Here is a 26158-nt window from a genome sequence, read left to right as displayed (position 1 = left end):
ACATGGCGTCGGGGGTGCCGACGGGGGTGCGGACCGACCGTCCGAGCGCGGCCGCCGTCGAGGGCCGCTTCGCCCGGTGGCGGGGCCGGCGCATCGCGCGCGTCGTCACCTGGGCCGCGCGGGTCGCCGGGCTGCTGACGATCCTGTCGCTGGCCCTGCCCGTGCTGCGCCGGCACCTGCAGCCCGCGACCTGGTTCGGCTTCCCCGCGCAGGCCTCGCTCGCCGGCACGATCGTCGTCGCAGCGCTCGGGATCGGGCTGATGATGCTGGCCACGGGCCTGCGGCGCCGGAAGCGGCGGGCCTGGCAGCTGGCGGTGCTGGCGTGCGTGCTGCTGGTCGTCTCGCACGTGCTCGGGCGGCAGTCCGTCGTCCCGGCCGTCGTGGTGCTGGTGCTGCTCGCGGGCCTGCTCGTCACCCGCCGGGAGTTCACCGCCCGCCCGGACCCCGTGGGCCCGCTGGCCGGCGTGCGGGTCGTGCTCCAGGTGCTGCTCGGCGGCTTCGTCGTCGTCCTGCTGCTGCTCGTGGTCCGGCCGTCGCTCGTCGAGGGTCGGCCGGGGCTGGGGGAGAAGGCCGCGCAGGCGGCGCTGTCGCTGTTCGGTGTGAGCGGGCCGCTGCGGTTCCGCGCCGGGTGGTTCGACGACCTCACCGCCGGCCTCGGGCTGACGTTCGGCGTCGCCGCGCTCGTGCTCGGCGGCTACTTCCTGCTGCGCTCGGCCGAGCCCCGTCCCGCGCTCACCCGCGGCGACGCCGACCGCATCCGCGACCTGCTCGCCCGCCACGGCCGCGGCGACTCGCTCGGCTACTTCGCCCTGCGCCGCGACAAGGCCGCGGTGTTCTCGCCGTCGGGCAAGGCGGCGGTGGTGTACCGGGTGGTGGCCGGCGTGGCGCTGGCGTCGGGCGACCCGCTGGGCGATCTCGAGGCCTGGCCGGGCGCGATCGCGGAGTTCCTCGCCACCTGCCGCCGCTCGGGCTGGGTGCCGGCGGTGCTCGGGTGCTCGGAGGCCGGCGCGCGGGTGTGGGTGCGCGAGGGCGGGCTCGACGCGCTGGAGCTCGGCGACGAGGCGGTCGTCGACGTGGCCACGTTCTCCCTGCAGGGCCGGGCCATGCGCACCGTGCGCCAGGCCGTGGCCCGGGTCCGGCGCGCCGGTTACGACACCACCGTGCGCCGGCTGCGCGACGTGCCCGGCGAGGAGCCGGCGCAGCTGCGCGAGCTCGTCGCCCGCTGGCGGGGCGGGCCCGCCGAGCGCGGGTTCTCGATGGCGCTCTCCCGCGTCGCCGACGCCGAGGCCGACCCCGACGCGGTGGTGGTGGTCGCGACCTGCGCCGACGAGGTGCGCGGGCTGCTGCAGTTCGTGCCGTGGGGCACCGAGGGCCTGTCGCTCGACCTCATGATCCGCGACCCCGCGGTGCCCGACAACGGCCTCAACGAGCTGCTCATCGCCGACCTGCTCGGCGCGTGCCGGGGTCTCGGCGTCGACCGGGTGTCGCTGAACTTCGCCGTCTTCCGCTCGGCGCTCGAACGGGGCGAGAAGATCGGCGCCGGCCCCGTGGCGCGTCTCTGGGCGCGGGTGCTGCGCACGGCGTCACGATGGTGGCAGATCGAGACGCTCTACCGCTTCAACGCCCGCTTCGGTCCGGTGTGGGTGCCGCGGTACCTGGTCTTCGACGCGGTGCGCGACCTGCCCCGCATCGCCGTCGCCGCCTTCGAGGCCGAGGGTTACGGCGGCCGCCCGCCGGCGCTGCTCCGGCTGCTGCGACGGTGAGGGACGCCCGACCGCAGCGAACGCGCTGTTCGCACCTTCTATGCGCACGAACAGCGCGTTCGTTGCGCACGGCTCAAGGGCGCACGAGCACCTTGAGCGCCTCGCGGTCGTTCATGGCGCGGTAGCCGTCGGCGACCTCGTCGAGGCCGATCGTCCGGTCGAACACCTTGCCCGGCTCGATCTGCCCGTCGAGGACGTCGGGCAGCAGCTCGTACATGTTCGCCTGGGTGGGCGCGATGCCGCCGGCGACGGTCACGTTCTTCATGAACTTCTGCGCGAGGTTCGGCAGCGAGCCGCTCTGCGGGACGCCGACGATGCCGACGTGCCCGCCCGGCTTGGTGAGGTTGATCGCCGAGGTCAGCGACTGCTCGTACCCGACCGCCTCGATGGCCGAGTGCACGCCGTCGGTGCCGAGGATGTCCCGCACCTTCTGCTCGCCCTCCTCGCCGCGCTCCTCGACGACGTCGGTGGCGCCGAACTCGCGCCCGAGGTCGGTGCGGTCCTTGTGGTGGCCCATGAGCACGATCCGCTCGGCACCCAGACGCCTGGCCGCGAGCACCGCGAGGAGGCCCACCGCGCCGTCACCGACCACGGCGACGTCCTTGCCCGGCCCCACCTGCGCCGACACGGCCGCGTGGTGGCCGGTGCCGAAGACGTCGGAGAGCGTCAGCAGGCTCGGCATGAGCGCCGAGTCCTGCGGCACCGTCAGCTTCATCAGCGTCGCGTCGGCGAACGGGATGCGCGCGGCCTCGCCCTGTCCGCCGTCGGTCTCGGCGCCCCAGGCGTTGCCGCTCGGGCAGGCGCTGGTCAGGCCGGCCCGGCAGTACTCGCACGTGCCGTCGGCGTAGTAGAACGGCGCGACGACCAGGTCGCCCTTCTGGATGCGGCTCACGTCCGAGCCGGTCTCCTCGACCACGCCGATGAACTCGTGGCCGATGCGGTCGCCCTGCTCGGTCTGCTCGCGGCTCTTGTACGGCCACAGGTCGCTGCCGCAGATGCACGAGTGCGTGATGCGCACGATCGCGTCGCCGGCGTTCTCGAGCTTCGGGTCGGGGACCTCCTCCACCCGGATGTCGCCCGCTCCGTAGATCAACGTCGCCTTCACGGCGGTCCTTCCTCCGACGATGGTTCAGTTGTGGACTACCCGTCACCCCACGGCTCATGCGGGTCCGTGCACACGTCACGCCGTGCGGCCCGGGGGGCGGGGGGCGGGGGGTGGCGGGCAACGCGGTGGACGAAGGTGTGTACTGTTCGTCCAGGAGGCCCCAGGGGGACCTCGGGAGGCTTCGCCTAGTCTGGTCTATGGCGCCGCACTGCTAATGCGGTTGGGAGTTCGGCTCCCTCCCGGGTTCAAATCCCGGAGCCTCCGCGGCCGCGGTCCGGACAGGGCCGGGGCAACCACAACCACAGACATGCGCCCGTAGCTCAACGGATAGAGCATCTGACTACGGATCAGAAGGTTAGGGGTTCGAATCCCTTCGGGCGCGCGCCGGTCGAGGCAGCTCAGAGGGGTCGCAGCACTGCTGCGGCCCCTCTGTTCATGACCGCTGCTCCACGATCCGATCCACGAGCGTGTTGCCGAGGTCGTCGGATCTGCCCGCCTCCACGCGGGGCCACTGGGCGATCGGGCGCCCGTTCCTCCGGTACGGGTGCCCGCCGTCGGCTCCCCATCGCTGCGGCCAGCCGGCCGGGGATTCCTCCCACGGTTCCTGGCGGCCGTACACCGTCCGGTCCAGCAGCCCGTAGGTGTTGTCCAACGCCTCGACACCCCGGTCCTTCGTCCAGTAGGTCTCGAAGACCCGGTCGCCGTCGCGCAGGTAGCAGACCAGGTGGAACAGGCCGATCCGGCGCCCGACGAGGAGGGAGTCGAGGGAGGGCCGGGCCGAGTACCACGGCACGTCCCAACCCATGAAGTCGCGATAGCGGACGCTCGGTTCGTACGGCCCCTGGCAGAGGACGGCGAACGTGGCGTCGCGGGAGTGCACCTGGGAGAGCTCGCGGACCTGGCCCGTGTAGAAGGTGCAGCCCTCGCACTGCTCGGCCGCCGGGTGCCCGGGGTGCCACATGAAGTAGTACGCGATGAGCTGCCTGCGCCCCTCGAACGCGTCGAGCAGGGTCAGGGGCCCGCCGGGACCGACGAGCGGCAGGCTCGCATCGACCTCCACCATGGGCAGGCGACGTCGGGCTGCGGCGATCGCGTCGCCTTCGCGGGTGTGGGCCTTCTCCCGGGCCCGCAGCCCGTCCACCGCGGTCGTGAAGGTCGCCCGGTCGACGACCGGGGGCCGGCCGGTCGCGTCGGTCGCGTCGTCCGCCGGCGCAGCGAGGCCGGGTCGTCCGCCGGGCTCGGTGGGTGTGCTCTCGCGGGTGTCGTGGTTCATGGCTGTCTCCTCGTGTGCCTTCTGCTCGTCGTGATGCGGGTGGGAGGCCTGCCGGGTGCGCGGGACCGACCGCGGCCGAGCGCACGGGCTCGGCCGCGGGGCAGGCCTGCGGTGGTGGACGGAGCTCAGGAGCGGGGCGGCCGCTCGTCGGGGCGCTCGGCCAGCTCCTTGATCCGCAGCAGCCGGGTCTCCCAGGAACGGCCGATCCGGTCGAGTTCCCGGGCCAGTGCGTTGAGCCGGGCGCCGACGGCGGAGTAGACGACCTCGCGGCCACGCTGCTCGGACTCGACCAGACCGACCTCGCGCAGCACCTCCAGGTGCTTACCGATCGCCTGCCGGCTCACCGGGAGCTCTCGGGCCAGCGCGGAGGCCGACTTCGCGCCCTCCCCGAGCTGGGTGAGGACGTCCCAGCGGGTCGGGTCACCGAGTGCGGCGCACATCGCCGGAAGGTCCTTCGCGTTCACGACCCGCCGTCCGCGCGGGACTCGACGAACGCCTTCGCCGCGGCGAGTTCCTGCGTCCAGCCCTGGTCGTTGCCTTCCCGCTCCTTCAGCCACACGGCGGGGTCCTCGGACAGGCTGGAGAACCCGCTCTCCAGGACCCGCAGCGTCACACCGCCACCAGCCCGCTCCTGGACCCAGAACTCGACGAGCGTGCCCTCGGACGCGTCCCGGAACGGGGTGCCGAGCCAGCGGAAGGCCGCGTAACGCGGCTTGTCCAGCTGCACCGTCCGGAACCGGAACTCCCCGGTCGGGTCCGTGACGACCGCGACGTCGTCCTCGTAGCGCAGGTCGGGCTCGGCCTCGACCGTGCCGTCGTTGATGAACCAGCCCGGCCGCGCGATCAGGTCCCACACGCGTTCGGCCGGCGCGTCGATGTCGATCTCGCGGGCGATGCTGTCCAGTTCGGCCAGCTCCGCGTGGGTGTACGTGGCGTCGTCCATGGCGCTGCTCCTCGTCGAGCGGATATGCAATCAGACGATTGCACACCGAGGGCGCCTAGTGCAACCTAGAGATTGCAGTACGTCCAGGGCGGCGCTTCGACGGGCGCGCGTGCTCCACGTGTCAGCGGTTGCGCGGGTCGGAGCCCGGGAGGTGTTCCTGCCCGGTGCGCCCGGCCGCGGCCTCGCCGATGCTCTTGTGCCCGCCGCCGACGTGGGCCTCAAGGCGCATCCGCTCGCCCACGTGCGGGTAGTGCAGCTCGAACGCCGGCCGCTCGGAGCGGATGCGCGGCAGCTCGGTGAAGTTGTGCCGCGGCGGCGGGCAGGACGTCGCCCACTCCAGCGAGTTGCCGTGGCCCCAGGGGTCGTCCACCTCGACGGGGCGGCCGTAGCGGTAGCTGTGGAACACGTTCCACAGGAACGGCAGCGTCGAGGCGCCGAGGAGGAACGCCCCGATCGTGGAGATCGTGTTCAGGACGGTGAACCCGTCCGTGACGGCGTAGTCGGCGTAGCGGCGCGGCATGCCCTCATTGCCCAGCCAGTGCTGCACCAGGAACGTCAGGTGGAAGCCGATGAACGTTCCCCAGAAGTGGAACTTGCCGAGGCGCTCGTCCATCATCCGGCCGGTCATCTTCGGGAACCAGAAGTAGATGCCGGCGTAGGTCGCGAACACGATCGTGCCGAACAGCACGTAGTGGAAGTGGGCGACCACGAAGTAGGTGTCCGAGATGTGCCAGTCCAGCGGCGGGCTGGCCAACAGGACGCCGGTGAGGCCACCGAACAGGAAGGTGACCAGGAAGCCGACCGCGAACAGCATCGGCGTCTCGAACGTCAGCTGGCCCCGCCACATCGTGCCGATCCAGTTGAAGAACTTGATGCCGGTCGGCACCGCGATGAGGAAGGTCATGAAGGCGAAGAACGGCAGCAGGATCGCGCCGGTGGCGTACATGTGGTGGGCCCAGACGGCCACCGACAGCGCCCCGATCGCCAACGTCGCGTAGACCAGCGTCTTGTAGCCGAAGATCGGCTTGCGGCTGAACACCGGGAAGACCTCGGTGACGATGCCGAAGAACGGCAGCGCCACGATGTAGACCTCGGGGTGCCCGAAGAACCAGAACAGGTGCTGCCAGAGGACGGCGCCGCCGTTGGCCGGGTCGTAGATGTGCGCGCCCAGCACGCGGTCCGCCGCGAGGCCGAACAGGGCCGCGGTGAGGATCGGGAACACCATCAGGATGAGGATCATCGTGACGAGGATGTTCCAGGTGAAGATCGGCATCCGGAACATCGTCATGCCCGGGGCGCGCAGGCAGACGATGGTCGTCACGAAGTTGACCGCGCCCAGGATGGTGCCCAGACCGGCGACGGCCAGGCCGACGATCCAGAGGTTCATGCCGAGTCCCGGGGTGAACTCGACGTCCGAGAGCGGGGTGTAGGCGAACCACCCGGCCGAGGCGGCGCCGTCCGGGGTGAAGAAGCCCGAGATGACGATGGTGCCGCCGAAGAGGAACAGCCAGTACGAGAAGGCGTTCAGGCGCGGGAACGCGACATCGGGGGCGCCGATCTGCAGCGGCATGATGTAGTTGCCGAAGCCGAACACGATCGGGGTCGCGTAGAGCAGCAGCATGATCGTGCCGTGCATGGTGAACAGCTGGTTGTACTGGTCCACCGAGAGGATCTGCATCCCCGGCTGCGCGAGTTCCGCACGCATGAGCAGCGCCATCAGTCCGCCGATCAGGAAGAACGCGAACGACGTGACCATGTAGAGGATCGCGATGTCCTTGGGGTCGGTGGTGCTCAGCATGTGCGTGAACACCGAGCCGCGTCGCGATCGCTGCGCGGTGTAGGGCTCGGTCGTGATCGGCTTCGGGGTGATGATGGAAATCGTGACCACCTCACAGTGCTCGGACCTCGCCGATCGTCGCCGGGCTGTGAGTCGCCACAAGGGTCTTTCGGCCCGCGGAGCGCGACGAGGCGGGCGCCACCCCGACCGGGCGCTCCGCCGGCGTGGACGCCGCGCGATGCTGTACGGGTCCGTACAACGACTGCTACTGTCGCGACTTCTATACGCAGCCGTATAGAAGGAGGCGGACATGGACACGACCCGCGGAGCGGCGAGGACGGGTGCCCGGGCAGAAGGGGAGGAACGGCCTGGCCAGGGCGGTCGCGACGGCCTGCGGCTGCCCCCGGGACAGCGCCCGGTCACCGGGTTCCCGCGCTTCGGCGCCCACCTCCACCACCCGCCGCCGCCGATCCCCGAGGACCACGCCATCGAGGTCGGCGGAGCGGTGACGGCGTCGTTCGCGGTGCCCCTGGCCGAGCTCGCGCGACTCCCGCGCCGGGAGCTCACCGCGGACTTCCACTGTGTCGCCGGGTGGTCGGCGCTCGACCTGCGCTGGGAGGGGGTCGCCTTCGCGACCTTCTACCGGGAGGTGATCGAGCCGGCCGTCGATCCCTCGGCCCGCGTCACCCACCTGGTGTTCGAAGGGCTCGACGGCTACCGGTCGCTCGCGACGATCGAGGACGCGATGGGCGACGACGTGCTGATCGCCGAGAACCTCGACGGGCGGCCGCTCGACGGCGACCACGGCGCGCCCGCCCGGCTCGTCAGCCCGCGCCAGTACGGCTACGTCTGCACCAAGCACCTGCACCGGATCGAGGTCCGCACCTCCGCGCCGACCGACCGCCCCCGGTCCCTCCCGGACCGCCTGCTCGAGGAGCACCCGCGGGCGCGGGTCTGGGAGGAAGAGCGCCACGGCAGCCTCCCCGGCCGGCTCGTCCGGCCGATCTACCGGGTCCTGACCCCGCCGATCCGCGTCCTCTGCGCGCGGGGGGCGGTCGCCGGCGAGCCGCCGACACCGAACCGCCCGCCCGCGTCCCCCGAACGCTGAGCACCCGGTCGGCCCGGTTCACCAGCGCAGCGGGGTCGGCCGGGCGTCACGCGACGCCGGCGACGAGGTCGCTGGACGACCGGGCCGACGCGGGTCAGCTCACGCTACGGATGACGTCGGGACGGGTGCGGCGCAGACGGGTCGCGGCGCTCTCGACGAGCAGGGAGTTGCGGCAGCAGACGATGGCGGTGGCGAGCTCGCGGGCCCTCGCGGCGATGCCGTCGGGGTCCTCCTCGGTGAGCGACCGGGCGGTGCTGCGCTCGACGATCTCGCCGATGGCGACGACGGCGCGGGCCAGCTCGTCGAGGGTGTCGCTGGACCAGTCGAAGCGGTCGACACCGGCGGGGCGGGACGTGCCGTGGTCGACCATGGCGGACAGCGCGTCCGTCACCTGCCGCGCGAGTCTCTCCGCCGCCTCGTCCTTATGCACGTCCGCTCTCAGCTCCGATCGGGAACGCACCGAGGATGACCGCTGCGTGCCCGCCCCAATCACCGGGGCGGCCCGGCGCGCCGTGAGCCACCCGTCGTTCCGAGGAGTGGGGGGACCCGGCCGGCGGGGGGACACCGACCGGGTCCGGTGCCGATCACGGGGGGCATGATCGGCGACGGTGATCCTTGCACGTGCACGTTCATCGGCACACGCGCCCCCACCGTTCCGTGCACCACACGCGTCCGAGGACTGCGTGCCACCATGACCGGGTCAGCTTCGAGACGGAGGTGGGGGGACCGTGCGCATCCGACTCGCCGACGGCCCGTGCCGGGGTGACCACGACCTGACGATCGCCGAGGGGGCGAGCCTGCCCGAGGAGTACCTCGTGCTGGTCGAGTCCGGACCGCGCCAGACGGTCGACGACATCTTCGGCGGCTCCATCCCCGGCATCAACGTGTTCGCCGTCCACCGCCTGGAGCGCCGCGACGGCGACGGGACGCCCGTCTACGCGTTCACCGGCCGGCGGGAGTCGCGCGGCTACTAGGGCTGACGTGCGACGGCCCCGGGGACGAGGTCCCCGGGGCCGTGCGGTGTGGCGAGCCGCTCAGGACTTGAAGGCGTCCTTGATCTTCTCGCCGGCCTGCTTGATGTCGCCCTTGGTCTGGTCGGCCTTGCCCTCGTGGCGGAGCTCCTCGTCACCCTGGACGGTGCCGGCGGTCTCCTTGACCTTGCCCTTGAGCTTGTCGGTCTTATTGTCGATCTTGTCATCAGCAGCCATACCGGCCGGTTACCCCCGATGACCACCCCGTCAACCCGGGCGAGCGGCCTGACGAGCGGGCTCCGCGCCCTATCATCGCCGGTGTGACGTCCACGAGCCCGGAGCCGGTGGATCCCGCCGGCCTGCGTGTCTCCGACGTCGAGCGCGAGCAGGTGCAGCAGTTCCTGGCGCGCGCGATGGTGGCCGGGCAGCTCACGCCGGCGGAATACAGCGACCGCGCCGCCGCCGCGCTCGCCGCGCGGGTGCGCCGCGACCTCGAGGGGCTGCTCGACGACCTGCCGGGCGCGTCGCTGCACGCCGAGCGCGCGGTGGACGTCCTGGATCTGCAGGCCGGGGTCGGCGGGTCCATCACCCGGCGCGGCTACTGGCGGGTGCCGCCGGTGGTGCGGGTGCGCAGCTGGGTGGGCGGGGTGACCCTCGACTTCACCGACGCCGAGTGCACCGCGCCGGTCATCGCGATCGAGCTGGCGACCGGTCTGTGCTCGCCGGTCATCGTGCTGCCCGGGCACGCGACCGCCGACGTCGACTCCCTGCGGATCTCGGCCGGCAAGGTCAAGGACGACACCGTCCACCGGCGCGAGCGCGGCACCCCGCACCTCGTGGTCCGCGGGCGCCACAGCCTCGGCGACGTCGTCCTGCGCCACCCCCGCAGGCCGCGCTGGCGACCCGGGCGCCGTCGCACGGATGTGACGCATGAGGGTGACGGCACGCCGGGACGACGCGCCCGGGGCTGACACGGCACCCCGGTAACGTCGCGGAGGACAGCGACGGGGACCACACGACGGCGGGAGGAGCGGACGTGACGCTGGCGCAGCTCGGTCCCGGCCTGCCGGTGCTCGTCGTGGTCGTCGCCGGTGTGGTCACCGCCCTGGCGATGGCCCCCCTGCACCGGCGGGCCGCCGCGCACCGGCGCACGGCGATGCTCGTCGACCGCGTCGTCACCGATCGCGTCGCCCGGCTGACCGGCGCCGAGCGCCGCCGCGCCCGCCGCCACCTGCAGCGCGCCGCCGACCTGCCCGTCCCGCGGGCGCTCGGGCTCACCGTGCTGACCGCCGCGATCACGGCGACGGTCGGCGCGCTCGTCGTCTCCCTGGTCGCCGACCAGCTGGCCGACGGCCGGCGCGCCGTGGTGCGCGACGTCATCGGCCGCCTCGACGACGCCGGGCTGCCCAGCCCGAGCAGCTCCGGGCCGACGCTGACCGTCGTGGGCCTCGTCGTCCTGGCGCTGCTCTCGCTGGCCACCGTCGGGCTCTACGTGGGCGGGCTCGACCTCGAGCGCCGGCGCGCGATGCCGGTGACCCGGCCGTGGCCCACCGGCACGGGCAAGGCGACGCTCGTGCTCGGCGTGCTGCTCTTCCTCGCCGTGGTGCTGGCCGCCGGCTCGATCGGGGTGCCCGGGGTCGGGCTGGGGGCGCTGCTCTTCCTGCTCGCGCACCAGGTGGTCGCGCGCATCGGACGCCCGCGGGCGTGCCGCGAGGCGCCGGTGGTGCCCGAGGCGCTCCGGGCCGCGCGGCTGCCCCCGGTGCGCGAGCGCCGCCTGCTGCGCGCCCGCCGGGCGGCCCGGCCCGACCAGCAGGTCGCGCCGGCGCCCGCGCCGTCCCGGCCGCCCGGACCGATGGTCGGCCGGTCGGTGCCGCCCGCCCCGCGGCCGCCGACGCGGGTCGCGCCGCCGGTCGTCGGGCCCTCCACGCGGCTGGTGGACCTCGCGACCCCGGAGCAGCCACTCACCCCGCACGACCCACGCTCGGTGGGCGAGTACACGCTCACCGGACGGCTCGGCTCCGGCGGGATGGGCACGGTCTACCTCGGCCACCGCGCCGGCACGCACGGCGTCGTGGCCATCAAGGTGCTCGCGCCGCACCTGCTCGACGACGTCGACGCGCGCACCCGTTTCCTGCGCGAGGGCCAGACGCTGCAGAAGGTCACCGGCGACTACACGGCGCGCGTGCTGGGCGTCGGCTTCGACGGCTCGATGCCCTACATCGTGATGGAGCGCCTCGACGGGCCGTCGCTGCACGCGTTCGTGGCCGCGTCGGGGGCGGTGACCGACGGCGAGATGCTCACCCGCACGGCCATCGCGCTCGCCCGCGCCCTCGCAGCGCTGCACGCGGACGGCATCACCCACCGCGACCTCAAGCCCGGGAACGTCCTGCTGACCTCCGCGGGCCCGAAGGTCGTCGACTTCGGCATCGCCCGCGTCGTCGGCCAGACCCACCACACGCCGGCGGGGAACATGGTCGGCACGCCCGGCTACATGGCGCCCGAGCAGGTCACCGGCAACGGCGCCGTGCCCGCCACCGACGTGTGGGCCTGGGCGTGCTGCGTGGTGTTCGCCGCCCGTGGCGACCACCTGTTCGACGGCGACAACATCCTCGACATCGCCCGGCGCATCCTCGACGGCCCGGGCCCCGAGGCGTTCGCGGCGGTGCACCGGCTCTCTCCGCGGCTGGTGCCGGTGCTGCGGCGGGCGACGGCGCAGGAGGTCGGCGACCGCCCGAGGGACGGGGCGGCGCTGCTGCGGCTGCTCGACCGCAGCGGCGCGACCGCCACCGTGGGCGCCGCCGGCTGGGACCGCCTCGTGAGCGGTGTCGGCGGAGGCGCGCGGTGACCGCCCCGCGCGGCCGACGATCACCGTCGGTCCGCGCTGCTACGGTGCGATCGCTCCGCCCGGCACGCCGTCCGGGCGGTCCCGGCGCCGGGACCGAGAACCAGCGTGAGGACGGTGAGTGGTCGGTGGCCTCGTGGGACGACCTGGTGCTGTGGGTCCGCGTGCGCTACGAGGTGATGGCCCAGGACGCGCAGAGCATGACGTTCCGGCTCCCCACGTCGGAGGACCGGACGCAGCTGGTGTACGTGCACCACAAGGGCGAGGTCGACGGGCACGACTGGCTGCAGATCGAGTCACCCATCGGCCGGTTGGACGAGATCGACGCGCGGCGGCTGCTCGAGCTCGCCGAGGACGCCGTGGTCGGCGGCGCGGCGGCCGTGGGCGGGGTCGCGGTGTTCCGCCACGCCACGCCGCTCGAGGACCTCTCGTTCGCCGAGTTCGACGGCCCGTTCCGGCTGGTCACGCGCATCGCCGACCAGCTCGAGCACGCCCTGACCGGCACCGACCGCTATTAGGAGGACCGGCGTGGACGTGGTCGAGTTCCGGCCCGAGCCGTCGCAGTACGCCTGGACCTTCGGCGGCGCCGCGCCTGTCCGCGAGGTCGAGCCGGGCAGCGTGATGCGCCTGTGGTGCGACGACGCGTTCGGCGGGCGCATCCGGTCGGTGTCCGACCTCGCGAGCGCGAGTCTCGACCCGCGCTTCCTCAACCCCCAGACCGGGCCGTTCTCGGTGCGCGGTGCCGAGCCCGGCGACACGCTGGTGCTGCACCTCGTCGACCTCACCCCGGCGCGCGACTGGGGCGCCTCGACGCTCGTCCCGTTCTTCGGCGGGCTCACGGGCACCGACCGCACGGCGCTGCTGAACCCGCCGCTCGATGAGCGCACCTGGATCTACGAGGTCGACCGCGCCCGCCGCACGGTCACCTTCGTCGCCGGGCGCTCCGACCTGAGCCTGGACCTGCCGCTCGCCCCGATGCTCGGCACCGTCGGGGTGGCGCCGGCCAACCGCGAGGTGCGCTCGTCGCTCACGCCGGACGCGTTCGGCGGCAACATGGACACCCCGGAGATGCGCGCCGGCACCACCTGCTACCTGCCGGTCAACGAGCCCGGCGCGATCTTCTCGGTGGGGGACGGGCACTACCGCCAGGGTGAGGGCGAGTCGTGCGGGACGGCGGTCGAGGGCGCCATGGACGTCACGCTGATCGTCGACCTGGTGAAGGCGCCGGCCGGTCCGGCGCCGCTGTGGCCGCGGCTGGAGAACGACGACGAGATCATCGTGGTCGGCTCGTCGCGCCCGCTCGAGGACGCCTGGCGCATCAGCCAGGTCGAGATGATCGCCTGGCTCGGCGAGCTGCTCGGTCTCGACCGCCTCGACGCCTACCAGCTGCTCACCCAGGTGTCGCTGGCGCCGCTGGCCAACGTCGTCGACACCAACTACAGCGCGGTGACCAAGGTGGCCAAGGCGCTCGTGCCCGGACTGCGTCCGCACGACGGGCTGCACGCGGACCTGCGCGACCGCGCCCTGGCCGTCGTCTAAGTCCCTGACCTGAGGAGCTCACCCGTGGACTTGCAGCTGACCGGACGCACCGCCCTCGTCACCGGTGGCAGCCGCGGCATCGGGCGCGCGGTGGTCGAGGGGCTGGCCGCCGAGGGCGCGACGGTGGCGTTCTGCGCGCGGTCCGCCGACGGCGTCGCCAAGACCGAGGAGGAGCTGCGCGACGCGGGGCACGACGTGCACGGGACGGCCGTGGACGTCACCGACGGCGACGCGCTGGGTGCCTGGGTGCGCGACAGTGCGGCGACCCACGGCGGGATCGACGCCGTCGTGGCGAACGTGTCGGCGCTGGCCATCCCGTCCACCGAGGAGAACTGGGCGGCCAGCTTCACCACCGACATGATGCACACGGTCCGCCTGGTCGAGGCGGCCCTGCCGTCGCTGGAGGAGAGCGACGCCGGCGCGATCGTGACGATCTCGAGTGTGTCCGGCCGCGAGATCGACTTCGCGGCGGGGCCCTACGGCACGTTCAAGGGTGCACTCGTGCACTACACGCAGGGCCTGGCGTACCAGCTCGCCGGCCGCGTGCGCGCCAACACCGTCTCGCCGGGCAACGTGTACTTCACCGGCGGGGTGTGGGAGTCCATCGAGGAGAACGACCCCGACCTCTACGCTCACGCCCTCGGGCTCAACCCGACGGGACGGATGGCGACGCCGGAGGAGGTCGCGCGGGCCGTGGTGTTCCTGGCGAGTCCCGCGGCCACGTTCATCAGCGGCACCAACCTCGTCGTCGACGGGGCGCTCACGCGCGGGGTGCAGCTCTAGGACCGGCGGCGAGGACCCGCGAGGACCTCAGCGGGACGCGGGCGCCGGCACGAGCGCGTCGAGCAGGGAGCGCACCCCGTCCACCGCGATCCGCACGGCGCGGGCGACGGCCCGCACCCACGACCGCAGCGCGCGCGGCACGCCCGCCTCGCCGGCCGCGAGGTCGGCAGCGGGCCGGGGCGCCGGGACCAGCGCGGCGGAGGCCGGGGCCGGGGGCTCGGTCGACGTCGTCACGCCGTCCGGCAGGCGCTCGACGGCGGGGGCACGGCGCGGCACGGGGACGAACGGGTCCCGGGCCTCACCGCCCGGGTCGCCGCCGGCGTCGTGACCCCCGGCGCGGGGCGCCGGGACACGCCGGGGCGGATCGTGGTCCGGGTCCATGGGCCGAGTCCTCTCGCCGGGCGAAACCGTGGGGGTCATCGGTCGGCAACGCTGCGCCGTTAGCGCCCGGTGACCGGGATCGCCACTCAGCGCAAGCATGGGGGACCAAGGGCGGGCGTCCCACTACCGAGTGACATCGCCCCACCACTCACCGCTGCGTGCTGCCCGGTCGTGGACAGCCGCACCGTCCTGCCGCGACCTCCGCGTCGTCGGCGCGTTGCCTGCGTGCGGGTCCGGAACGCACGGCGTCCGGTCCCGACGGTCGGGCCGTCCCCGCGGGTCCGACCAGGACACGGGTCCAGGACCGCGACCGACACGGGAGGTGGTGGCTCGAGTGGCGGGCACACACGCTCGCTCGTCGGGACGGCGCCGTGCCGCCGACGCTGCCGAGGACGCTGCGGAGGACGAGGACGTCCGGCGCAGGCACGACGCCGAGGCGGCCAAGGGCCGGCGCCGGGTGCGCGACGGGCGCGAGGCGTCGGACCGGCCGAGTCAGGACAGCGACTACGGCGACGTCGCCGCGCGCATCGCCGCGAGCCCCGCACCCTCGTCGCCCCCGGTCGGCTTCCCCTCCGCTCCCTCCACCGGCTCGTTCGTCCCCGCGGGCGCTCCGTCCTCGGGTCGCCGCGCGATCACCGAGACCCTCGCGCGGCCCGTCGAGGCCGCCGCGGCCGCGTTGACCGCGAGCCCCGCCGCGGCCGGCGCTCGGCCGCCCGCGGGTCCGTCCGGACCCCCGTCCCGGCCCGCCGCACCGCCGTCCCGGCCCGCGCGCACCCCCGGTCGGGGATCGCGTCCCGCCGTCGCGCCGAGCGCGCCGTCGTCCGCGCCGTCGTCCGCGCCGCCGTCCCCCGCCGCACCGCGCCCGGGCCGTCCCGGCGCATCCGGTCCTCCCGTGCCGGGCGGGCGCGGCCTCGCCGCGCCGCCGTCGGTGCCGCCGCCCCCGGTCGCGCCCGCGGGACCGGCCACGCCGCCGCAGGACGCCCGCCCGGCCCCCCGCTCCGGCCGTACGCCGCCACCCACCCCGACGGGGCCTGCCCGACCCCCGTCGGGCCCCGCACCCGGCGGGCCCCGCGACCGCCAGACCCCGACCTCCCGCCCGCCGGGCACGCCGCCCGGACGCCCCGCAGCCCCACCGGCGCGCCCGCCGGCCGGAGCCCCGGTCGCCGGGCCCCGCCCGCCCGTGCGCGGCGGCGCCCCCGCGCCCCGGCCCGCCGTCCCGCCCATCCCCACCGGCCCCGACGCGCCCGGCCCGCACACGCGCGACGTGGGGGCGGCCCCGGAGAGCGCGCCCGGGAAGGTCCCGAAGAAGCCGTCGGAGGAGCCCTCGGGGCGACCGGAGCCCTCGGCCGCGCCCGCGCGCCGCTCGCGTCCGACCGGCACCGCGGCCATGCCCGCCGTCGGCACCTCCGACGACCCCGAGACCGCGGGGTCGGGCGGCGACGACGCCGGGGCCGCCCGTGCCGGACGCCCCGACCGCGCCGCGGCGGCACGCGGCACCGGGCCGCGGGGGACGACGGCCCGGTCCGGGAGCCGCACCGCCGGCACGGCGGCGCGCCCCACCCGGGCGGTCTCGCGCAGCGAGTCGCCGGGGAACGACCGCGACGACCGTGCGACCGCCGTCCCGCGCGGGCGGATCGCCGCCGTGGTCGCCGCGGTGCTCGCGGTCGTCGCCGCGCGCGTCGTCCGCCTGCCCGGCGGCCCGGCGGCCGTCGCCTTCGGTCGGCGCGTGCGGTCGCGGGTCGTCCTCTACCTCGACGGACCCCACCCGGAGAAGCTCTCGGCGGGGGCCCTGCGCTGGCGCCGGGCGCGCCGCAGCGCCTACGCCGGCGCGGCGGCGATGGCCGCGGCCCCGGTGCTCGCGCTGGTCGTGGGATGGCTGTTCATCCCGGTGCCCACCACCGACGACGCGGTGGAGAGCCAGCTCAACACCGTCTCGTTCTCCGACGGCACCGTGCTCGCGCGGATCGCGCCGGGGGAGCAGGGCAACCGGCAGAAGGTGGAGCTCGCGCAGGTCCCGCCCTCGGTGCGCTTCGCGGTGCTCTCGGCCGAGGACCGCAGCTTCTACTCCAACGCGGGGTTCGACGTCACCGGCTTCGGTCGGGCCGTGTGGAAGAACCTCACCGGCGGCACCGGCGGCGGTTCCACGATCACCCAGCAGTACGTCAAGAACGCGATGGTGGGCGACGAGTACTCGCTGGTGCGCAAGTACAAGGAGCTCATCATCTCCTTGAAGATCTCGCAGGAGCGTTCCAAGGACGAGATCCTCGCTGACTACCTCAACAGCATCTATTTCGGCCGCGGCACCTACGGCATCCAGGCCGCCTCGCAGGCCTACTTCGGCCGTCCGGTGGAGACGCTCTCGCCGTCGGAGGGCGCGCTGCTCGCCGGCGTCATCCAGGCGCCGTCGCGCTGGGACCCCGCCGAGAACCCCGACGACGCCCTCCGTCGCTGGAACTACGTCATGGACGGCATGGTCGCCCAGGGGTGGCTGCCCGCCTCCGAGCGGGCGGCCGCGACGTTCCCGGCGACCGTCCCGCCCCGGCGCGTCGCCGGCGGCGTCCCCGACGACGACCGCGGCCACATCTACAGCGCCGTGCGCGACGAGCTCCGTGCGCTCGGGATCGACGAGGACGCCCTGGTCACCGAGGGCCTGCAGATCCAGACGACGATCCGGCCCGAGGCGCAGCGCGAGGCGGTCGAGGCCGTGCGCTCGAAGATGCGGGGCCAGCCGGGCAACCTGCGCACCGCCACCGTGTCCATCGACCCCGAGACCGGCGGCATCCTCGCCTACTACGGCGGCGACAACGGCGCCGGCCTGGACTACGCCCGCGTCGAGAAGCAGGCGGGGTCGACGTTCAAGCCTTTCGTCCTGCTCGCCGCGCTGCAGCAGGACCCGCCGATCGGCATCTCGACGGAGTTCGACGGGCGTGCCGTCCCCGGCGAGACGGTCCGCAACGTCGAGGGCGCCGACTGCACGAACTGCAGCCTCAAGCGCGCGATGACCCTGTCGAACAACGTCGTGTTCACCGCGCTCGGCAACCGCGTCGGTCCGCAGGCGGTCGCCGCCGCGGCCCGGCAGGCCGGCATCACGCAGCCCATGGAGGACCCGAACAGCGGGATCGCGCTGGGCAACCAGGAGACGACCCCGGTGGACCTCGCCTCGGCGTACGCGACGTTCTCCAACGAGGGCATGTACTTCCGCCCGCACCTCGTCCAGCGCGTGACGACGGCGAGCGGGGAGGTCCTCTACGACCAGTCGACGATGCAGGGCGAGCAGCGCATCGACCCGCGGGTGGCCCGCAACGTCACCGAGGCCATGCGCGACGTGCCGGAGTACGACGGGGTCTCGCTCGAGGGCGGACGGCAGTCGGCGGGGAAGACGGGGACGGTCCAGTCGCACGTCGAGAGCCAGAACAACGACGCCTGGTTCGCGGGCTACACGCCGGCCGCGTCGACGGTGGTCTGGGTCGGCACCGACGACAACACGCCGATCCGCAGCGCCGACGGGCGCCCGGTCTACGGGCACGGGCTGCCCAGCGAGATCTGGAAGACGTTCATGGACGACGCGCTCGAGGACGCGCCGCGCGAGACGTTCGGCCCGTTCACCCCGGTCGCGGGCGCCGATCCGGGCGACACCACGGGCGAGTCCTCGTCGCCGGCGCCGTCGTCCTCGACCTCCGCGCCGTCGTCGGCGACCCCGACGTCGACGACGGCCCCGCTCGTCGAGGAGTCGCCCGTCGAGGAGGTGCCCGGCGAGCTGACCGCCGGCGAGGCAGCGGCGGGCGAGGAGCCGGCCGCGCCCGTCGAGGGGGAGGCGCCGGCGGGCGGCGACCCGCCCGGGGAGTAGCACGGAGCAGCTACGCGAGGGTGAAGTCGGCGTCGTCGAAGCCCGGGCTGACGACGCAGGTCACCAGCACCTCGCCCGCCGCGCCGGGCAGGGGCGCGGCGCGCTGCCAGACCCCTCCCGGGACGAGGGCCTGCGCGGCCTGGCCGTCCTCGACGCGATCGCCGAGGACGACCTCGTGCTCCGCGCCCGGCGCCGGCCCGTCGCCACCCAGGACGAGCGAGAGCGCCGGTCCGCGGTGCCAGCACCACAGCTCGTCGGAGCGCACCCGGTGCCACCGTGACTCCTCGCCGGGCGCGAGGACGTAGTGGATCGCCGTGGCACTCGGTCGCTCGCCGGGATAGCCGGGCGGGTGCAGCGTCGTCGCTGCCGTCCAGGTGCGGCGGAACCAGCCGCCCTCGGGGTGCGGCGCGAGGCCCAGCGCGCGGGCCAGGGGCGGGATCACGCCGCCATGTCCAGCAGGGCGACGACCCGGTCCGGGTGCAGGCGCACGACGAGCTCGCCGGGCACGCCGTTGCGGGCGCCGAACTCCTCGGCGCGCTCGGCGCCCATGTAGCGCCCACCGAGCGCGGTGGCGGCGCGCCGCAGCTCGTCGAGGTCCTCCGAGAGCGTCACCGAGCCCTGCACCTGCACGAAACCGTACGGCGGCTCCTCGAGGTCGACGCAGAGCACGGCGCGCGGATCGCGGGCGAACGCGCGACCTTTGGCGGTGTCGGCGCCGGTGGTGAAGACGAGGGTGCCGTCCTCGACGAGGAACCAGACCGGCGCCACGAGCGGGCGGCCGTCCCTCGCCGTCCAGCCGATCTTGCCGGTGCGCGTGCCCTCGGAGAGGAAGGCGCGGATGTCGGGGTCGGTGAGGTCCGCCATGCTCCGGGAGCCTAGGTCGCCGGGCCCGGGGGCTCACGGGTCGCGCGGGCCCACTCGTCGGGGGTGTTGACGCCCTGCGCGGCCCGCAGCCCGGGGTCGCGGGCCGCGAGGGCGGGGTCGGCGAGGAGGGTCGCGGCGTCGAGCTCGACCACGCGACTCGCGGCGAGGAGTGCGCCGGGGCGCAGCTCCCCCCGCGCCACCAGGTCCGCGGCGCGGGCGCCGAGCGCCGTCGCGTAGGCGGCGAGCAGGGGCTGGCGGTGGCCGTCGAGCACGGGCAGCGCGACCTCGACCGTGCCCACCCGGTGCGCGAGCACCGCGCGCACGAACGGGGCGTGCAGGTGCGGGAGGTCCACCGAGGCGACGAAGGCGGTGTCGGCGCCGTCGTCCGCGGCGGCCCCGAGCCCGGTGGCCAGGCCCTGCAGCGGACCGCGGCCCGGGACGGGGTCGTGCACCACCCGGACGCGTGACCGCCACGGCCGCCGGTCGGTGTCCGGGGGCAGCGGGCGGTCGGCGTCGGCGGCCCCGACGACGAGCAGCGGGCCGTCGACGGCGGCGGCGAGCGCGTCGAGGACGTGGCCCAGCAGGGTCGTCCCTGCCCGCGCCAGCAGGGCCTTGTCGGTGCCCATCCGCCGCGACCGGCCGCCCGCGAGCACCACGCCCGCCGTCACCACGGTCCACCCCCGGGTGATGCATACAACCGATTCGGTGCGCCGGTGCGCGGATATCCGGAGATCGACACGACGAGGAGGTCGACACCATGTTCCGCAGCGATGACCACCGGGCCGAGCCCCCGGACGCGCACCGCGGCTGGGTGGCCCCGACCCCGGCCGACGCCGCCGAGGCCCGCGCCGACCGCGCGATGGCCGCCGCCGAGCGCGCCGTCGCGGAGGGCACCGCGACCGACGAGCAGCGCGACCGCGTCGTCCGGATGGCGGCCGCGCGCACGCACGAACAACGCCGGGCCGCGTTCCTCGGGGACTGAGCTCACGGCAGCACCAGCAGGACGACGGGCAACGTCAGCAGCGAGAGCACCGTGGTGAGCACGACGACCGCGGTGCTCTCGCGGTACCAGGTCCGGTACTGCGCGGTGAGCACGAACACCGTCGCGGCGTCGGGCAGCGCGCACATCACCACGAGCACCGCCGCCCAGGGCGCGGGGACGTCGAGCCACGCCACCGCGGCCAGGGCGAGCAGCGGCATCCCGACGAGCTTGATCAGCACGGCGGCCGCGATCGGCACCCACTGCGCCCGCGCCTCCCGCAGGGCGCCGACCGCGGAGCGCAGCAGGATGCCGAGCGCGAACAGGCCGCCGGGCGCGGCGAGGTCGCCGAGCATCGCGATCGTGGTGGCCACCGGGCGCGGCAGCGGCACCCCCGCCAGGGCGACGACCGCGCCGGCGCCGATCCCCAGCACCACCGGATTGCCCAGCACCCGGCGCGCCAGCAGCAGCGGCAGCGCGACCGCGCCCTCCTCCCCGCGGCCCCGACCGTGGAGCGTGGCGACCACCAGGAACACCCCGATCGCCAGCGCCGTGTGCAGCGTCGAGGTCAGCGACGCCGCGAACGCCGTCGCCGGGCCCAGGACGGCCACGGTCAGCGGGATGCCGAGGTAGCCGACGTTGCCCCACGCGGCGACGAGCCCGGCGGCGTTCGCCTCGCCCCGCGGGCGGCGGGCGAGGCGGGCGGCGAGCCGGCCCAGGGCGTAGGCGACGAGCAGCACCGCGATCGTGGCGACGAGGGCGGAGCCCGGGATGCCGGCGGAGAGGTCGGCCCCGGCCACCGAGGTGAAGATCAGCGCGGGCAGGGCGACCCAGTAGACGAGGTCGTTGAGGACCGTCGCCGTGCGCTCCCCGAAGCGCTCGAAGCGGCCCGCGACCACCCCGACCGCGATCACCGCGAACACGGGCAGGATGCGGCCCAGGAGGTCACCCACGCCGCTCACCCGGCGAGCGTAGGGGCCGGGTCAGGGTCCGGCGGCCACGATCGGGGTCACCGTGCCCCGCATCACTAGCGCGTCGACGCCCCGCTCGAGCACGGTGAACAGCGGCAGCCCGCCCGGCGCGACCGGCAGCATCGGGTAGGAGCGGTGGGCGCCCGAGGCCCAGCCGTCACGGAAGACACGCCAGTCGAGCGTCTCGGTGGCGCAGATCGGGTCGCCGGGCGCGCACGCCTCGTAGACGCGTCCGTCGTACACCTCCAGCTCGCGGGTCGGGCGGGGACCGAGCACCCCGCGGCCCGGGGCCTCGACGAGGTTCGCCGCGTCGGGGTCGCGACGGGGGCTGCCGAGCATCACCGCGCCCGCGATGCGCTCGGGCGGCAGCCCGATGGTGCCCCGTGATGCGCGGTGCACGACGTCGCCGACCACGTCGGCGCCCTGGCTGAAGCCGATCATGGTGATCGTGGTGTCGGGGCAGCGTGCCGCGAGGTCGGCGGCATCATGGGCGAGGCGGTCGGTGCCGCGCAGGACGGACAGCGGGTAGAGCACCGGGCGGTCGAGCGAGGCCGGGTAGGGGACGTAGCGCACCGACAGGGCGTCGCCCCAGCGCGCGGCCAGCGGGTTCGTCAGGCTCGCGAGCAGGCCGACCGCCCGCGCGGGGTCGGCGTCGGCGCGCGTCTCGTTGGTGCCGGGCACGGCGAAGAGGGCGACCGTGGGGCAGGCCGGCACTGATGCCATGGCCGACGCGGCGGGCGCGGTGACGACGCCGGTGCCGAGGACGAGCAGGAGGACGAGCAGCACCCGCGGCACCGGGACATCGTGACGCATCGACCGACATGGCGGGAGATCCGGACCGCGCCGGGCTGACAGATCGCCGTGGTTCTGCCAGCGTGCCCCGGCAGGGAGTCCCCCGGCAGTCCCCGGCGCCGGTGCCGGAGCCGGGGTGACGCGCCAGAGGAGGACTCGCGTGAGCATGCCCTCGGACCTCGACATCGCGCAGGCGGCGACGTTGAAGCCGCTGGACGACGTGGCCCGCCAGATGGACCTGCCCCTCGAGCTGCTCGAGCGGCACGGCCACGACGTCGCCAAGATCGAGCTCGACGCGATCGAGGCGATGCGTGACCGCCCGCGCGCCAAGTACGTCGTCGTGACCGCGATCACGCCCACGCCGCTGGGCGAGGGCAAGACGACCACGACCGTGGGGCTGGGGCAGGCGTTCTCGCACATCGGCCGTCGTGGGGTCGTGGCGATCCGCCAGCCGAGCATGGGCCCGACGTTCGGCATCAAGGGCGGCGCGGCGGGCGGGGGCTACTCGCAGGTCGTGCCGATGGAGAAGTTCAACCTCCACCTCACCGGCGACTTCCACGCGGTGACCAGCGCGCACAACATGCTCTCCGCGGTGCTGGACAACCACCTCTACCAGGGCAACGCCGCGGGGCTGGACCCCTACCGCGTCACCTGGCGCCGCGTGCTCGACGTCAACGACCGGGCGCTGCGCAACGTGGTCACCGGGCTGGGCGGGCGCATGGACGGCGTGCCGCGGGAGTCCGGTTTCGACATCACCTCCGCCTCGGAGGTGATGGCCGTGCTGGCGCTGTCCAACGACCTCGCCGACCTGCGCGCCCGGCTGGGGCGCATCGTCGTCGGCTACACCGGCGACGGTGACGCGGTGACCGCCGAGGACGTCCAGGGCGCCGGGGCGATGGCGGCGCTGATGCGCGACGCGCTCAAGCCGAACCTCATGCAGACCCTGGAGAACACGCCGGTGCTGGTGCACGCCGGCCCGTTCGGCAACATCGCCACCGGCAACTCCTCGATCGTGGCCGACCGCATCGGCATCCACTGCGGGGACTTCCTCGTCACCGAGGCGGGCTTCGGCGCCGACATGGGCGCCGAGCGCTTCTTCAACATCAAGTGCCGGACCTCGGGCATGCGCCCGGACGCCGCGGTCGTGGTGGCCACGGTGCGCGCGCTCAAGGTGCACTCGGGCAACCACCGGATCGTCGCCGGCAAGGCCCTGCCGCCCGCGCTGCTCGAGGAGAACCCCGACGAGGTGCACGCCGGCGCGGCCAACCTGCGCAAGCAGATCGAGAACATGCGCCTGCACGGTGTCTCGCCGGTGGTGTGCATCAACGCCTTCCCCACCGACCACGACAGCGAGCACGCCGCGATCCGCGAGATCGCCGAGTCGATGGGTGCGCGGGCGGCGGTGTCGACCCACTTCTCCGACGGCGGGCGGGGCGCGGCCGAGCTGGCCGAGGCCGTCGCCGAGGCCGCCGAGGAGGAGAGCCACTTCCAGTTGCTCTACCCCGACGACGCCCCGCTGCGCGAGAAGATCGAGACGATCGCGACGAAGGTCTACGGCGCCGACGGCGTCGACTACGCCCCGGCCGCGAACACCTCCATCGACCTCTACGAGCGCAACGGCTTCGGGAGCCTGCCGATCTGCGTGGCCAAGACCCACCTGTCGATCTCGTCGGACCCGAAGCTGCTCGGCGCGCCCACGGGCTGGCGGATGCCGGTGCGGGAGGTCCGCGCCTCGGTCGGCGCCGGGTTCATCTACCCGATCTGCGGCGACATGCGGACCATGCCCGGCCTGGGCAAGAACCCGGCCGCCCACCACATCGACGTCAAGCCCGACGGCACGATCGTGGGGCTGTTCTAGGTGGGCTGCGCCCACTGCTCACGTGCGCCGGAGGCGCACCCGTGATCGGCGATCTCGGGATCGCGCGCTTCGGTGAGGTCCTCGCCGCCAGGGGCCCCGGGCCCGCCGCGGGGTCGACGGCCGCCGTCACCGCGGCCCTGGCCGCAGGGCTCGCCACCAAGGTCGCCAAGGGCGCCGCCGAGCGGGAGGCCGTCACACGGGATCTGGCTGAGGAGCTCGACGCCCTGCGGGCCCGGGCGCTGCGCCTCGCCGACGACGACGTCGAGGCCTTCGCCGGCTTCCTCGAGGCGCGCCGGCTCGATCGAATCTCTGACCGGGGCGCCGGGCCGGCCGCCGCGGAGGCGATCGTCCAGGTGCCCGCCGACGTCGTGGCGGTGGCGGTGCGGGTGGCGGAGCTGGCGGCGCTGCTCGCCGACACCGGGCCCGACCAGCTCACCGGTGACGCGGTCACCGCCGCGTTCCTCGCCGCCGCGGCCGCCGAGTCCGCGGCGGCGCTGGTCGGGGCGAACATCGCCGACAGCGACATCACGACGGGGGACGAGCTCGCCGACCCTCGCGTCGAGCACGTCGAGGAGCGGGCCGCCCACGCGCGGACACTGGCCGAGCGGCTGGTGTAGCCCAGGCCAGGTGAGTTCGGGCGGAGGCCGGGGAAGGAGGTCCGGTCGTGACGGTGGATGCCGTGGGCCAGCAGGGCGACGGGTCGAGCCCCGCTGCGCCGCGTCCCCCGTGGGTCGTCGAGGTCGTGCGCGGGTCGTTCGTCGAGTCCGCGCACCGGGTGTCCGTGGTGGTGATCGAGCCCGACGGGCGGGTCGGGCTCCACGCGGGCCCCACGGAGGCGCCGGTGCTGGCGCGGTCGGCGCTCAAGCCGGCGCAGGCGCTGGCGACCCTGGATCTCGGTGCGGACCTCGACGACCGCGAGCTCGCCCTCGCGGCGGGGTCGCACTCGGGCGAGGCCGAGCACCTGGCCGTCGCGGGCGAGCTGCTCGCGCGCCACGGCCTCGGGGCGTCGGCGCTGGCCTGCCCGCCGGCGCGTCCCCTGGGCCTGGCCGCCGACCAGGCGTGGGGCGAGCGTCCCGCCGACCGGCTGGCGATGAACTGCTCGGGCAAGCACGCGGCGATGCTCGTCGCGTGCCTGGCCCGCGGGTGGCCCGTCGAGGGCTACACCGACCCGGAGCACCCGCTGCAGCGCCACGTCCGGGCGACCGTCGAGCGGGTCGCCGGACCGGTGCGCGGCGTGACCGTCGACGGGTGCGGCGCGCCCGCCTTCGCGACCGACCTCTACGCGGTGGCCCGTCTCGGTCGGCGGCTGGCCGACGCGGCACCCGGCCGCGACGAGCACCGGGTCGCGGCCGCGATGCGCGCCCACCCCGCGCTCGTGGCGGGCAGCGACCGCCTCGACACCGTGCTGATGGCGCAGCAGCCCGGGAGCCTGTCGAAGGTCGGCGCCGAGGGCGTGCTGCTCGCGGTCCTGCCCGACGGGGCGTCGCTGGCGCTCAAGGTCGCCGACGGGGCGGCCCGCGCCGTGGGACCCGTGCTGCTCGCGGTGCTGACCGGACGCGGGCTGGCGGTGCCGGAGCCCCTCCGCGCCGTGGCCGACCCGCCCGTCCGGGGAGGGGGTCACCCGATCGGCAGTCACCGTGTGCGAACCTGACCGCCACAGCGCGGCGGTGCTCGACCCGCGGGCCGGCACTCATCGGGGTGAGGAGCGCGTATGGGTTCGTGCCTGGTGTTCGCCGGACCGACGCCCGCGAGGGACCGTCTCGTCGCCCACCTCTCCTCGGTCTTCGACGAGCTGCCGTGCGTGGACGACCTCCCCGGCCTCGTCGCCGGGCTGGGCGACCGCCCCGACGTGGTCCTCGTCGGCGCCGACGACGGCAGCGCCTGGATGGAGGCCGTCCGCCAGGTCCGTCGCCACGCCCCCGAGACCCCCGTGCTCGTCGTCGGCGAGGCGCCCGACCCGTTCGACGCCCTCGGCGACCGGGCGGTGCCGGAGCCCGACACGGTCGTCCCCGAGGACGAGCGCGCGGCCTGGGCGATGCGTCTCGGCGCCCGCGGCTTCCTGCGCGCCGGCGACCTCGCCGACCCCAGCGCCCTGCCCGGCGCCCGCCCCGTGACCACCGAGCTCTCCGAGCGCGAGATGGACGTGCTCCTCGGGATGACCGAGGGCCTGTCCAACGCCGAGATCGCCGCGGAGCTCGTCCTCGCCGAGGACACGGTGAAGACCCACGCCCGCCGCCTGTTCCGCAAGCTCGGCGCGGGCGACCGCGCCGACGCCGTCGCCCGCGGCTTTCGCCAGGGTCTGCTGCGCTGAACGGCGGAGCCCCGTTGTCAGCGGTGGGCCATCGCTGACACTGGACGTCCG

Annotated in this window: 28 protein-coding genes and 2 tRNA genes; 16 read left to right on the top strand and 14 right to left on the bottom strand. The window is 74.7% G+C overall.

What is annotated here, in order from left to right:
• The first annotated feature begins 2 nt into the window (after positions 1–2).
• Complete coding sequence (locus C8D89_RS13735) at positions 3–1763, top strand: phosphatidylglycerol lysyltransferase domain-containing protein (RefSeq protein ID WP_116708685.1); 1761 nt, start codon at positions 3–5, stop codon at positions 1761–1763.
• Positions 1764–1836: 73 nt separating this feature from the next.
• On the opposite strand, the gene C8D89_RS13730 is transcribed toward C8D89_RS13735, so the two are convergent.
• Positions 1837–2868: a zinc-binding dehydrogenase gene (locus tag C8D89_RS13730; protein ID WP_116708684.1), complete on the bottom strand. Its 1032-nt coding sequence runs from the start codon at positions 2866–2868 to the stop codon at positions 1837–1839.
• Positions 2869–3042: 174 nt separating this feature from the next.
• Here C8D89_RS13730 and C8D89_RS13725 point away from each other — a divergent pair.
• Together C8D89_RS13725 and C8D89_RS13720 are read left to right on the top strand one after the other, a co-directional pair.
• Positions 3043–3132, top strand: a tRNA-Ser gene (locus C8D89_RS13725).
• 45 nt (positions 3133–3177) lie between these two features.
• A tRNA-Arg gene (locus C8D89_RS13720) sits at positions 3178–3250 on the top strand.
• A 51-nt stretch (positions 3251–3301) separates the two neighbouring features.
• Here C8D89_RS13720 and C8D89_RS13715 read toward each other — a convergent pair.
• From C8D89_RS13715 to ctaD, 4 genes are all read right to left on the bottom strand, one after another.
• Entirely contained in the window at positions 3302–4141 is an 840-nt protein-coding gene (locus C8D89_RS13715) for a DUF899 family protein (protein WP_116708683.1), read from the bottom strand.
• 125 nt (positions 4142–4266) lie between these two features.
• The gene (locus C8D89_RS13710) at positions 4267–4581 is read right to left on the bottom strand and encodes an ArsR/SmtB family transcription factor (protein WP_165825692.1); all 315 of its coding nucleotides are present in this window, start codon (positions 4579–4581) and stop codon (positions 4267–4269) included.
• A gap of 20 nt (positions 4582–4601) precedes the next feature.
• A complete protein-coding gene (locus tag C8D89_RS13705; protein ID WP_116708681.1) occupies positions 4602–5084 on the bottom strand; it encodes an SRPBCC family protein in 483 nt (160 codons plus the stop codon).
• Between the two features lie 121 nt (positions 5085–5205).
• Positions 5206–6972, bottom strand: a complete 1767-nt coding sequence (gene ctaD, locus C8D89_RS13700) for an aa3-type cytochrome oxidase subunit I (protein WP_423717011.1) — start codon at positions 6970–6972, stop codon at positions 5206–5208.
• A 199-nt stretch (positions 6973–7171) separates the two neighbouring features.
• On the opposite strand from ctaD, the gene C8D89_RS13695 reads away from it, so the two are divergent.
• A complete protein-coding gene (locus C8D89_RS13695; RefSeq protein ID WP_116708680.1) occupies positions 7172–7969 on the top strand; it encodes a molybdopterin-dependent oxidoreductase in 798 nt (265 codons plus the stop codon).
• A gap of 94 nt (positions 7970–8063) precedes the next feature.
• On the opposite strand, the gene C8D89_RS13690 is transcribed toward C8D89_RS13695, so the two are convergent.
• On the bottom strand, positions 8064–8360 hold the full coding sequence (locus tag C8D89_RS13690; RefSeq protein ID WP_116708679.1) for a hypothetical protein: 297 nt from the start codon (positions 8358–8360) through the stop codon (positions 8064–8066).
• A gap of 337 nt (positions 8361–8697) precedes the next feature.
• On the opposite strand from C8D89_RS13690, the gene C8D89_RS13685 reads away from it, so the two are divergent.
• A complete protein-coding gene (locus C8D89_RS13685; RefSeq protein WP_116708678.1) occupies positions 8698–8943 on the top strand; it encodes a hypothetical protein in 246 nt (81 codons plus the stop codon).
• Positions 8944–9003: 60 nt separating this feature from the next.
• Here C8D89_RS13685 and C8D89_RS13680 read toward each other — a convergent pair whose 3' ends face one another.
• Positions 9004–9177 (bottom strand): CsbD family protein, encoded by a 174-nt coding sequence (locus C8D89_RS13680; protein ID WP_116708677.1) that lies wholly within the window; start codon positions 9175–9177, stop codon positions 9004–9006.
• Between the two features lie 83 nt (positions 9178–9260).
• On the opposite strand from C8D89_RS13680, the gene C8D89_RS13675 reads away from it, so the two are divergent.
• From C8D89_RS13675 to C8D89_RS13655, 5 genes are all read left to right on the top strand, one after another.
• The gene (locus tag C8D89_RS13675; protein WP_116708676.1) at positions 9261–9911 is read left to right on the top strand and encodes a DUF1707 SHOCT-like domain-containing protein; all 651 of its coding nucleotides are present in this window, start codon (positions 9261–9263) and stop codon (positions 9909–9911) included.
• Between the two features lie 65 nt (positions 9912–9976).
• The gene (locus C8D89_RS13670) at positions 9977–11785 is read left to right on the top strand and encodes a serine/threonine-protein kinase (protein ID WP_116708675.1); all 1809 of its coding nucleotides are present in this window, start codon (positions 9977–9979) and stop codon (positions 11783–11785) included.
• A 125-nt stretch (positions 11786–11910) separates the two neighbouring features.
• Positions 11911–12300 carry a hypothetical protein gene (locus C8D89_RS13665; RefSeq protein ID WP_116708832.1) on the top strand — a complete coding sequence of 130 codons (390 nt, stop codon included), beginning with the start codon at positions 11911–11913 and terminating at the stop codon, positions 12298–12300.
• A 10-nt stretch (positions 12301–12310) separates the two neighbouring features.
• Entirely contained in the window at positions 12311–13321 is a 1011-nt protein-coding gene (locus C8D89_RS13660) for an acetamidase/formamidase family protein (protein WP_116708674.1), read from the top strand.
• 24 nt (positions 13322–13345) lie between these two features.
• Entirely contained in the window at positions 13346–14104 is a 759-nt protein-coding gene (locus C8D89_RS13655) for an SDR family NAD(P)-dependent oxidoreductase (protein ID WP_116708673.1), read from the top strand.
• A 27-nt stretch (positions 14105–14131) separates the two neighbouring features.
• Here C8D89_RS13655 and C8D89_RS13650 read toward each other — a convergent pair whose 3' ends face one another.
• Together C8D89_RS13650 and C8D89_RS28735 are read right to left on the bottom strand one after the other, a co-directional pair.
• Positions 14132–14485: a hypothetical protein gene (locus C8D89_RS13650; RefSeq protein ID WP_116708672.1), complete on the bottom strand. Its 354-nt coding sequence runs from the start codon at positions 14483–14485 to the stop codon at positions 14132–14134.
• A 504-nt stretch (positions 14486–14989) separates the two neighbouring features.
• A complete protein-coding gene (locus tag C8D89_RS28735; protein ID WP_133251908.1) occupies positions 14990–15874 on the bottom strand; it encodes a hypothetical protein in 885 nt (294 codons plus the stop codon).
• Here C8D89_RS28735 and C8D89_RS13645 point away from each other — a divergent pair.
• Positions 15873–18332: a transglycosylase domain-containing protein gene (locus tag C8D89_RS13645; RefSeq protein WP_133251907.1), complete on the top strand. Its 2460-nt coding sequence runs from the start codon at positions 15873–15875 to the stop codon at positions 18330–18332. The genes C8D89_RS28735 and C8D89_RS13645 overlap by 2 nt on opposite strands.
• Positions 18333–18342: 10 nt before the next feature.
• On the opposite strand, the gene C8D89_RS13640 is transcribed toward C8D89_RS13645, so the two are convergent.
• Genes C8D89_RS13640 through mobA form a run of 3 tightly spaced genes read right to left on the bottom strand, consistent with a single transcriptional unit; the run spans position 18343 to position 19864 of the window.
• Positions 18343–18774, bottom strand: a complete 432-nt coding sequence (locus C8D89_RS13640) for a cupin domain-containing protein (RefSeq protein ID WP_116708670.1) — start codon at positions 18772–18774, stop codon at positions 18343–18345.
• Positions 18771–19196, bottom strand: a complete 426-nt coding sequence (locus tag C8D89_RS13635; RefSeq protein WP_116708669.1) for a PPOX class F420-dependent oxidoreductase — start codon at positions 19194–19196, stop codon at positions 18771–18773. The genes C8D89_RS13640 and C8D89_RS13635 overlap by 4 nt, the downstream gene beginning before the upstream one ends.
• An 11-nt stretch (positions 19197–19207) precedes the next feature.
• Positions 19208–19864 carry a molybdenum cofactor guanylyltransferase gene (gene mobA, locus C8D89_RS13630; protein ID WP_116708668.1) on the bottom strand — a complete coding sequence of 219 codons (657 nt, stop codon included), beginning with the start codon at positions 19862–19864 and terminating at the stop codon, positions 19208–19210.
• Between the two features lie 89 nt (positions 19865–19953).
• Here mobA and C8D89_RS13625 point away from each other — a divergent pair, with 89 nt between their 5' ends.
• Positions 19954–20178 carry a hypothetical protein gene (locus tag C8D89_RS13625; protein ID WP_116708667.1) on the top strand — a complete coding sequence of 75 codons (225 nt, stop codon included), beginning with the start codon at positions 19954–19956 and terminating at the stop codon, positions 20176–20178.
• Positions 20179–20180: 2 nt separating this feature from the next.
• Here the strand turns inward: C8D89_RS13625 and C8D89_RS13620 are convergent, their stop codons facing one another.
• Positions 20181–21137, bottom strand: coding sequence for an AEC family transporter (locus C8D89_RS13620; RefSeq protein WP_116708666.1), 957 nt, complete (start codon positions 21135–21137; stop codon positions 20181–20183).
• Positions 21138–21158: 21 nt separating this feature from the next.
• Positions 21159–21941, bottom strand: coding sequence for a cutinase family protein (locus C8D89_RS13615; RefSeq protein WP_165825691.1), 783 nt, complete (start codon positions 21939–21941; stop codon positions 21159–21161).
• A 157-nt stretch (positions 21942–22098) separates the two neighbouring features.
• On the opposite strand from C8D89_RS13615, the gene C8D89_RS13610 reads away from it, so the two are divergent.
• The 4 genes from C8D89_RS13610 to C8D89_RS30970 are packed head-to-tail and all read left to right on the top strand — an operon-like array spanning position 22099 to position 26107.
• Positions 22099–23796, top strand: a complete 1698-nt coding sequence (locus C8D89_RS13610; RefSeq protein ID WP_207787211.1) for a formate--tetrahydrofolate ligase — start codon at positions 22099–22101, stop codon at positions 23794–23796.
• 41 nt (positions 23797–23837) lie between these two features.
• Entirely contained in the window at positions 23838–24413 is a 576-nt protein-coding gene (locus tag C8D89_RS13605; protein ID WP_165825690.1) for a cyclodeaminase/cyclohydrolase family protein, read from the top strand.
• Between the two features lie 47 nt (positions 24414–24460).
• The gene (locus tag C8D89_RS13600) at positions 24461–25447 is read left to right on the top strand and encodes an asparaginase (RefSeq protein ID WP_341477319.1); all 987 of its coding nucleotides are present in this window, start codon (positions 24461–24463) and stop codon (positions 25445–25447) included.
• A gap of 60 nt (positions 25448–25507) precedes the next feature.
• Positions 25508–26107, top strand: coding sequence for a response regulator transcription factor (locus tag C8D89_RS30970; RefSeq protein WP_207787210.1), 600 nt, complete (start codon positions 25508–25510; stop codon positions 26105–26107).
• The last annotated feature ends 51 nt before the right edge of the window (positions 26108–26158 follow it).

Origin of the sequence: Actinomycetospora cinnamomea, from assembly GCF_003096675.1 — a bacterium.
GTDB classification, from domain to species: Bacteria; Actinomycetota; Actinomycetes; order Mycobacteriales; family Pseudonocardiaceae; genus Actinomycetospora; species Actinomycetospora cinnamomea.
Note: the sequence above shows the minus strand (reverse complement) of the source record. Positions and strands in the feature narration are given on the sequence as shown.

Bases quoted from the DNA above. Each gene is read 5' to 3' on its own strand.
- C8D89_RS13680 (WP_116708677.1), bottom strand. From the start codon at position 9,177: ATGGCTGCTGATGACAAGATCGACAATAAGACCGACAAGCTCAAGGGC.
- C8D89_RS13625 (WP_116708667.1), top strand. From the start codon at position 19,954: ATGTTCCGCAGCGATGACCACCGGGCCGAGCCCCCGGACGCGCACCGC.
- C8D89_RS13735 (WP_116708685.1), top strand. From the start codon at position 3: ATGGCGTCGGGGGTGCCGACGGGGGTGCGGACCGACCGTCCGAGCGCG.
- C8D89_RS13650 (WP_116708672.1), bottom strand. From the start codon at position 14,485: ATGGACCCGGACCACGATCCGCCCCGGCGTGTCCCGGCGCCCCGCGCC.
- C8D89_RS13695 (WP_116708680.1), top strand. From the start codon at position 7,172: ATGGACACGACCCGCGGAGCGGCGAGGACGGGTGCCCGGGCAGAAGGG.
- C8D89_RS13705 (WP_116708681.1), bottom strand. From the start codon at position 5,084: ATGGACGACGCCACGTACACCCACGCGGAGCTGGCCGAACTGGACAGC.
- C8D89_RS13635 (WP_116708669.1), bottom strand. From the start codon at position 19,196: ATGGCGGACCTCACCGACCCCGACATCCGCGCCTTCCTCTCCGAGGGC.
- C8D89_RS28735 (WP_133251908.1), bottom strand. From the start codon at position 15,874: ATGGCCGCGGTGCCGGTCGGACGCGAGCGGCGCGCGGGCGCGGCCGAG.
- C8D89_RS13645 (WP_133251907.1), top strand. From the start codon at position 15,873: ATGCCCGCCGTCGGCACCTCCGACGACCCCGAGACCGCGGGGTCGGGC.
- C8D89_RS13710 (WP_165825692.1), bottom strand. From the start codon at position 4,581: ATGTGCGCCGCACTCGGTGACCCGACCCGCTGGGACGTCCTCACCCAG.
- C8D89_RS13715 (WP_116708683.1), bottom strand. From the start codon at position 4,141: ATGAACCACGACACCCGCGAGAGCACACCCACCGAGCCCGGCGGACGA.
- C8D89_RS30970 (WP_207787210.1), top strand. From the start codon at position 25,508: ATGGGTTCGTGCCTGGTGTTCGCCGGACCGACGCCCGCGAGGGACCGT.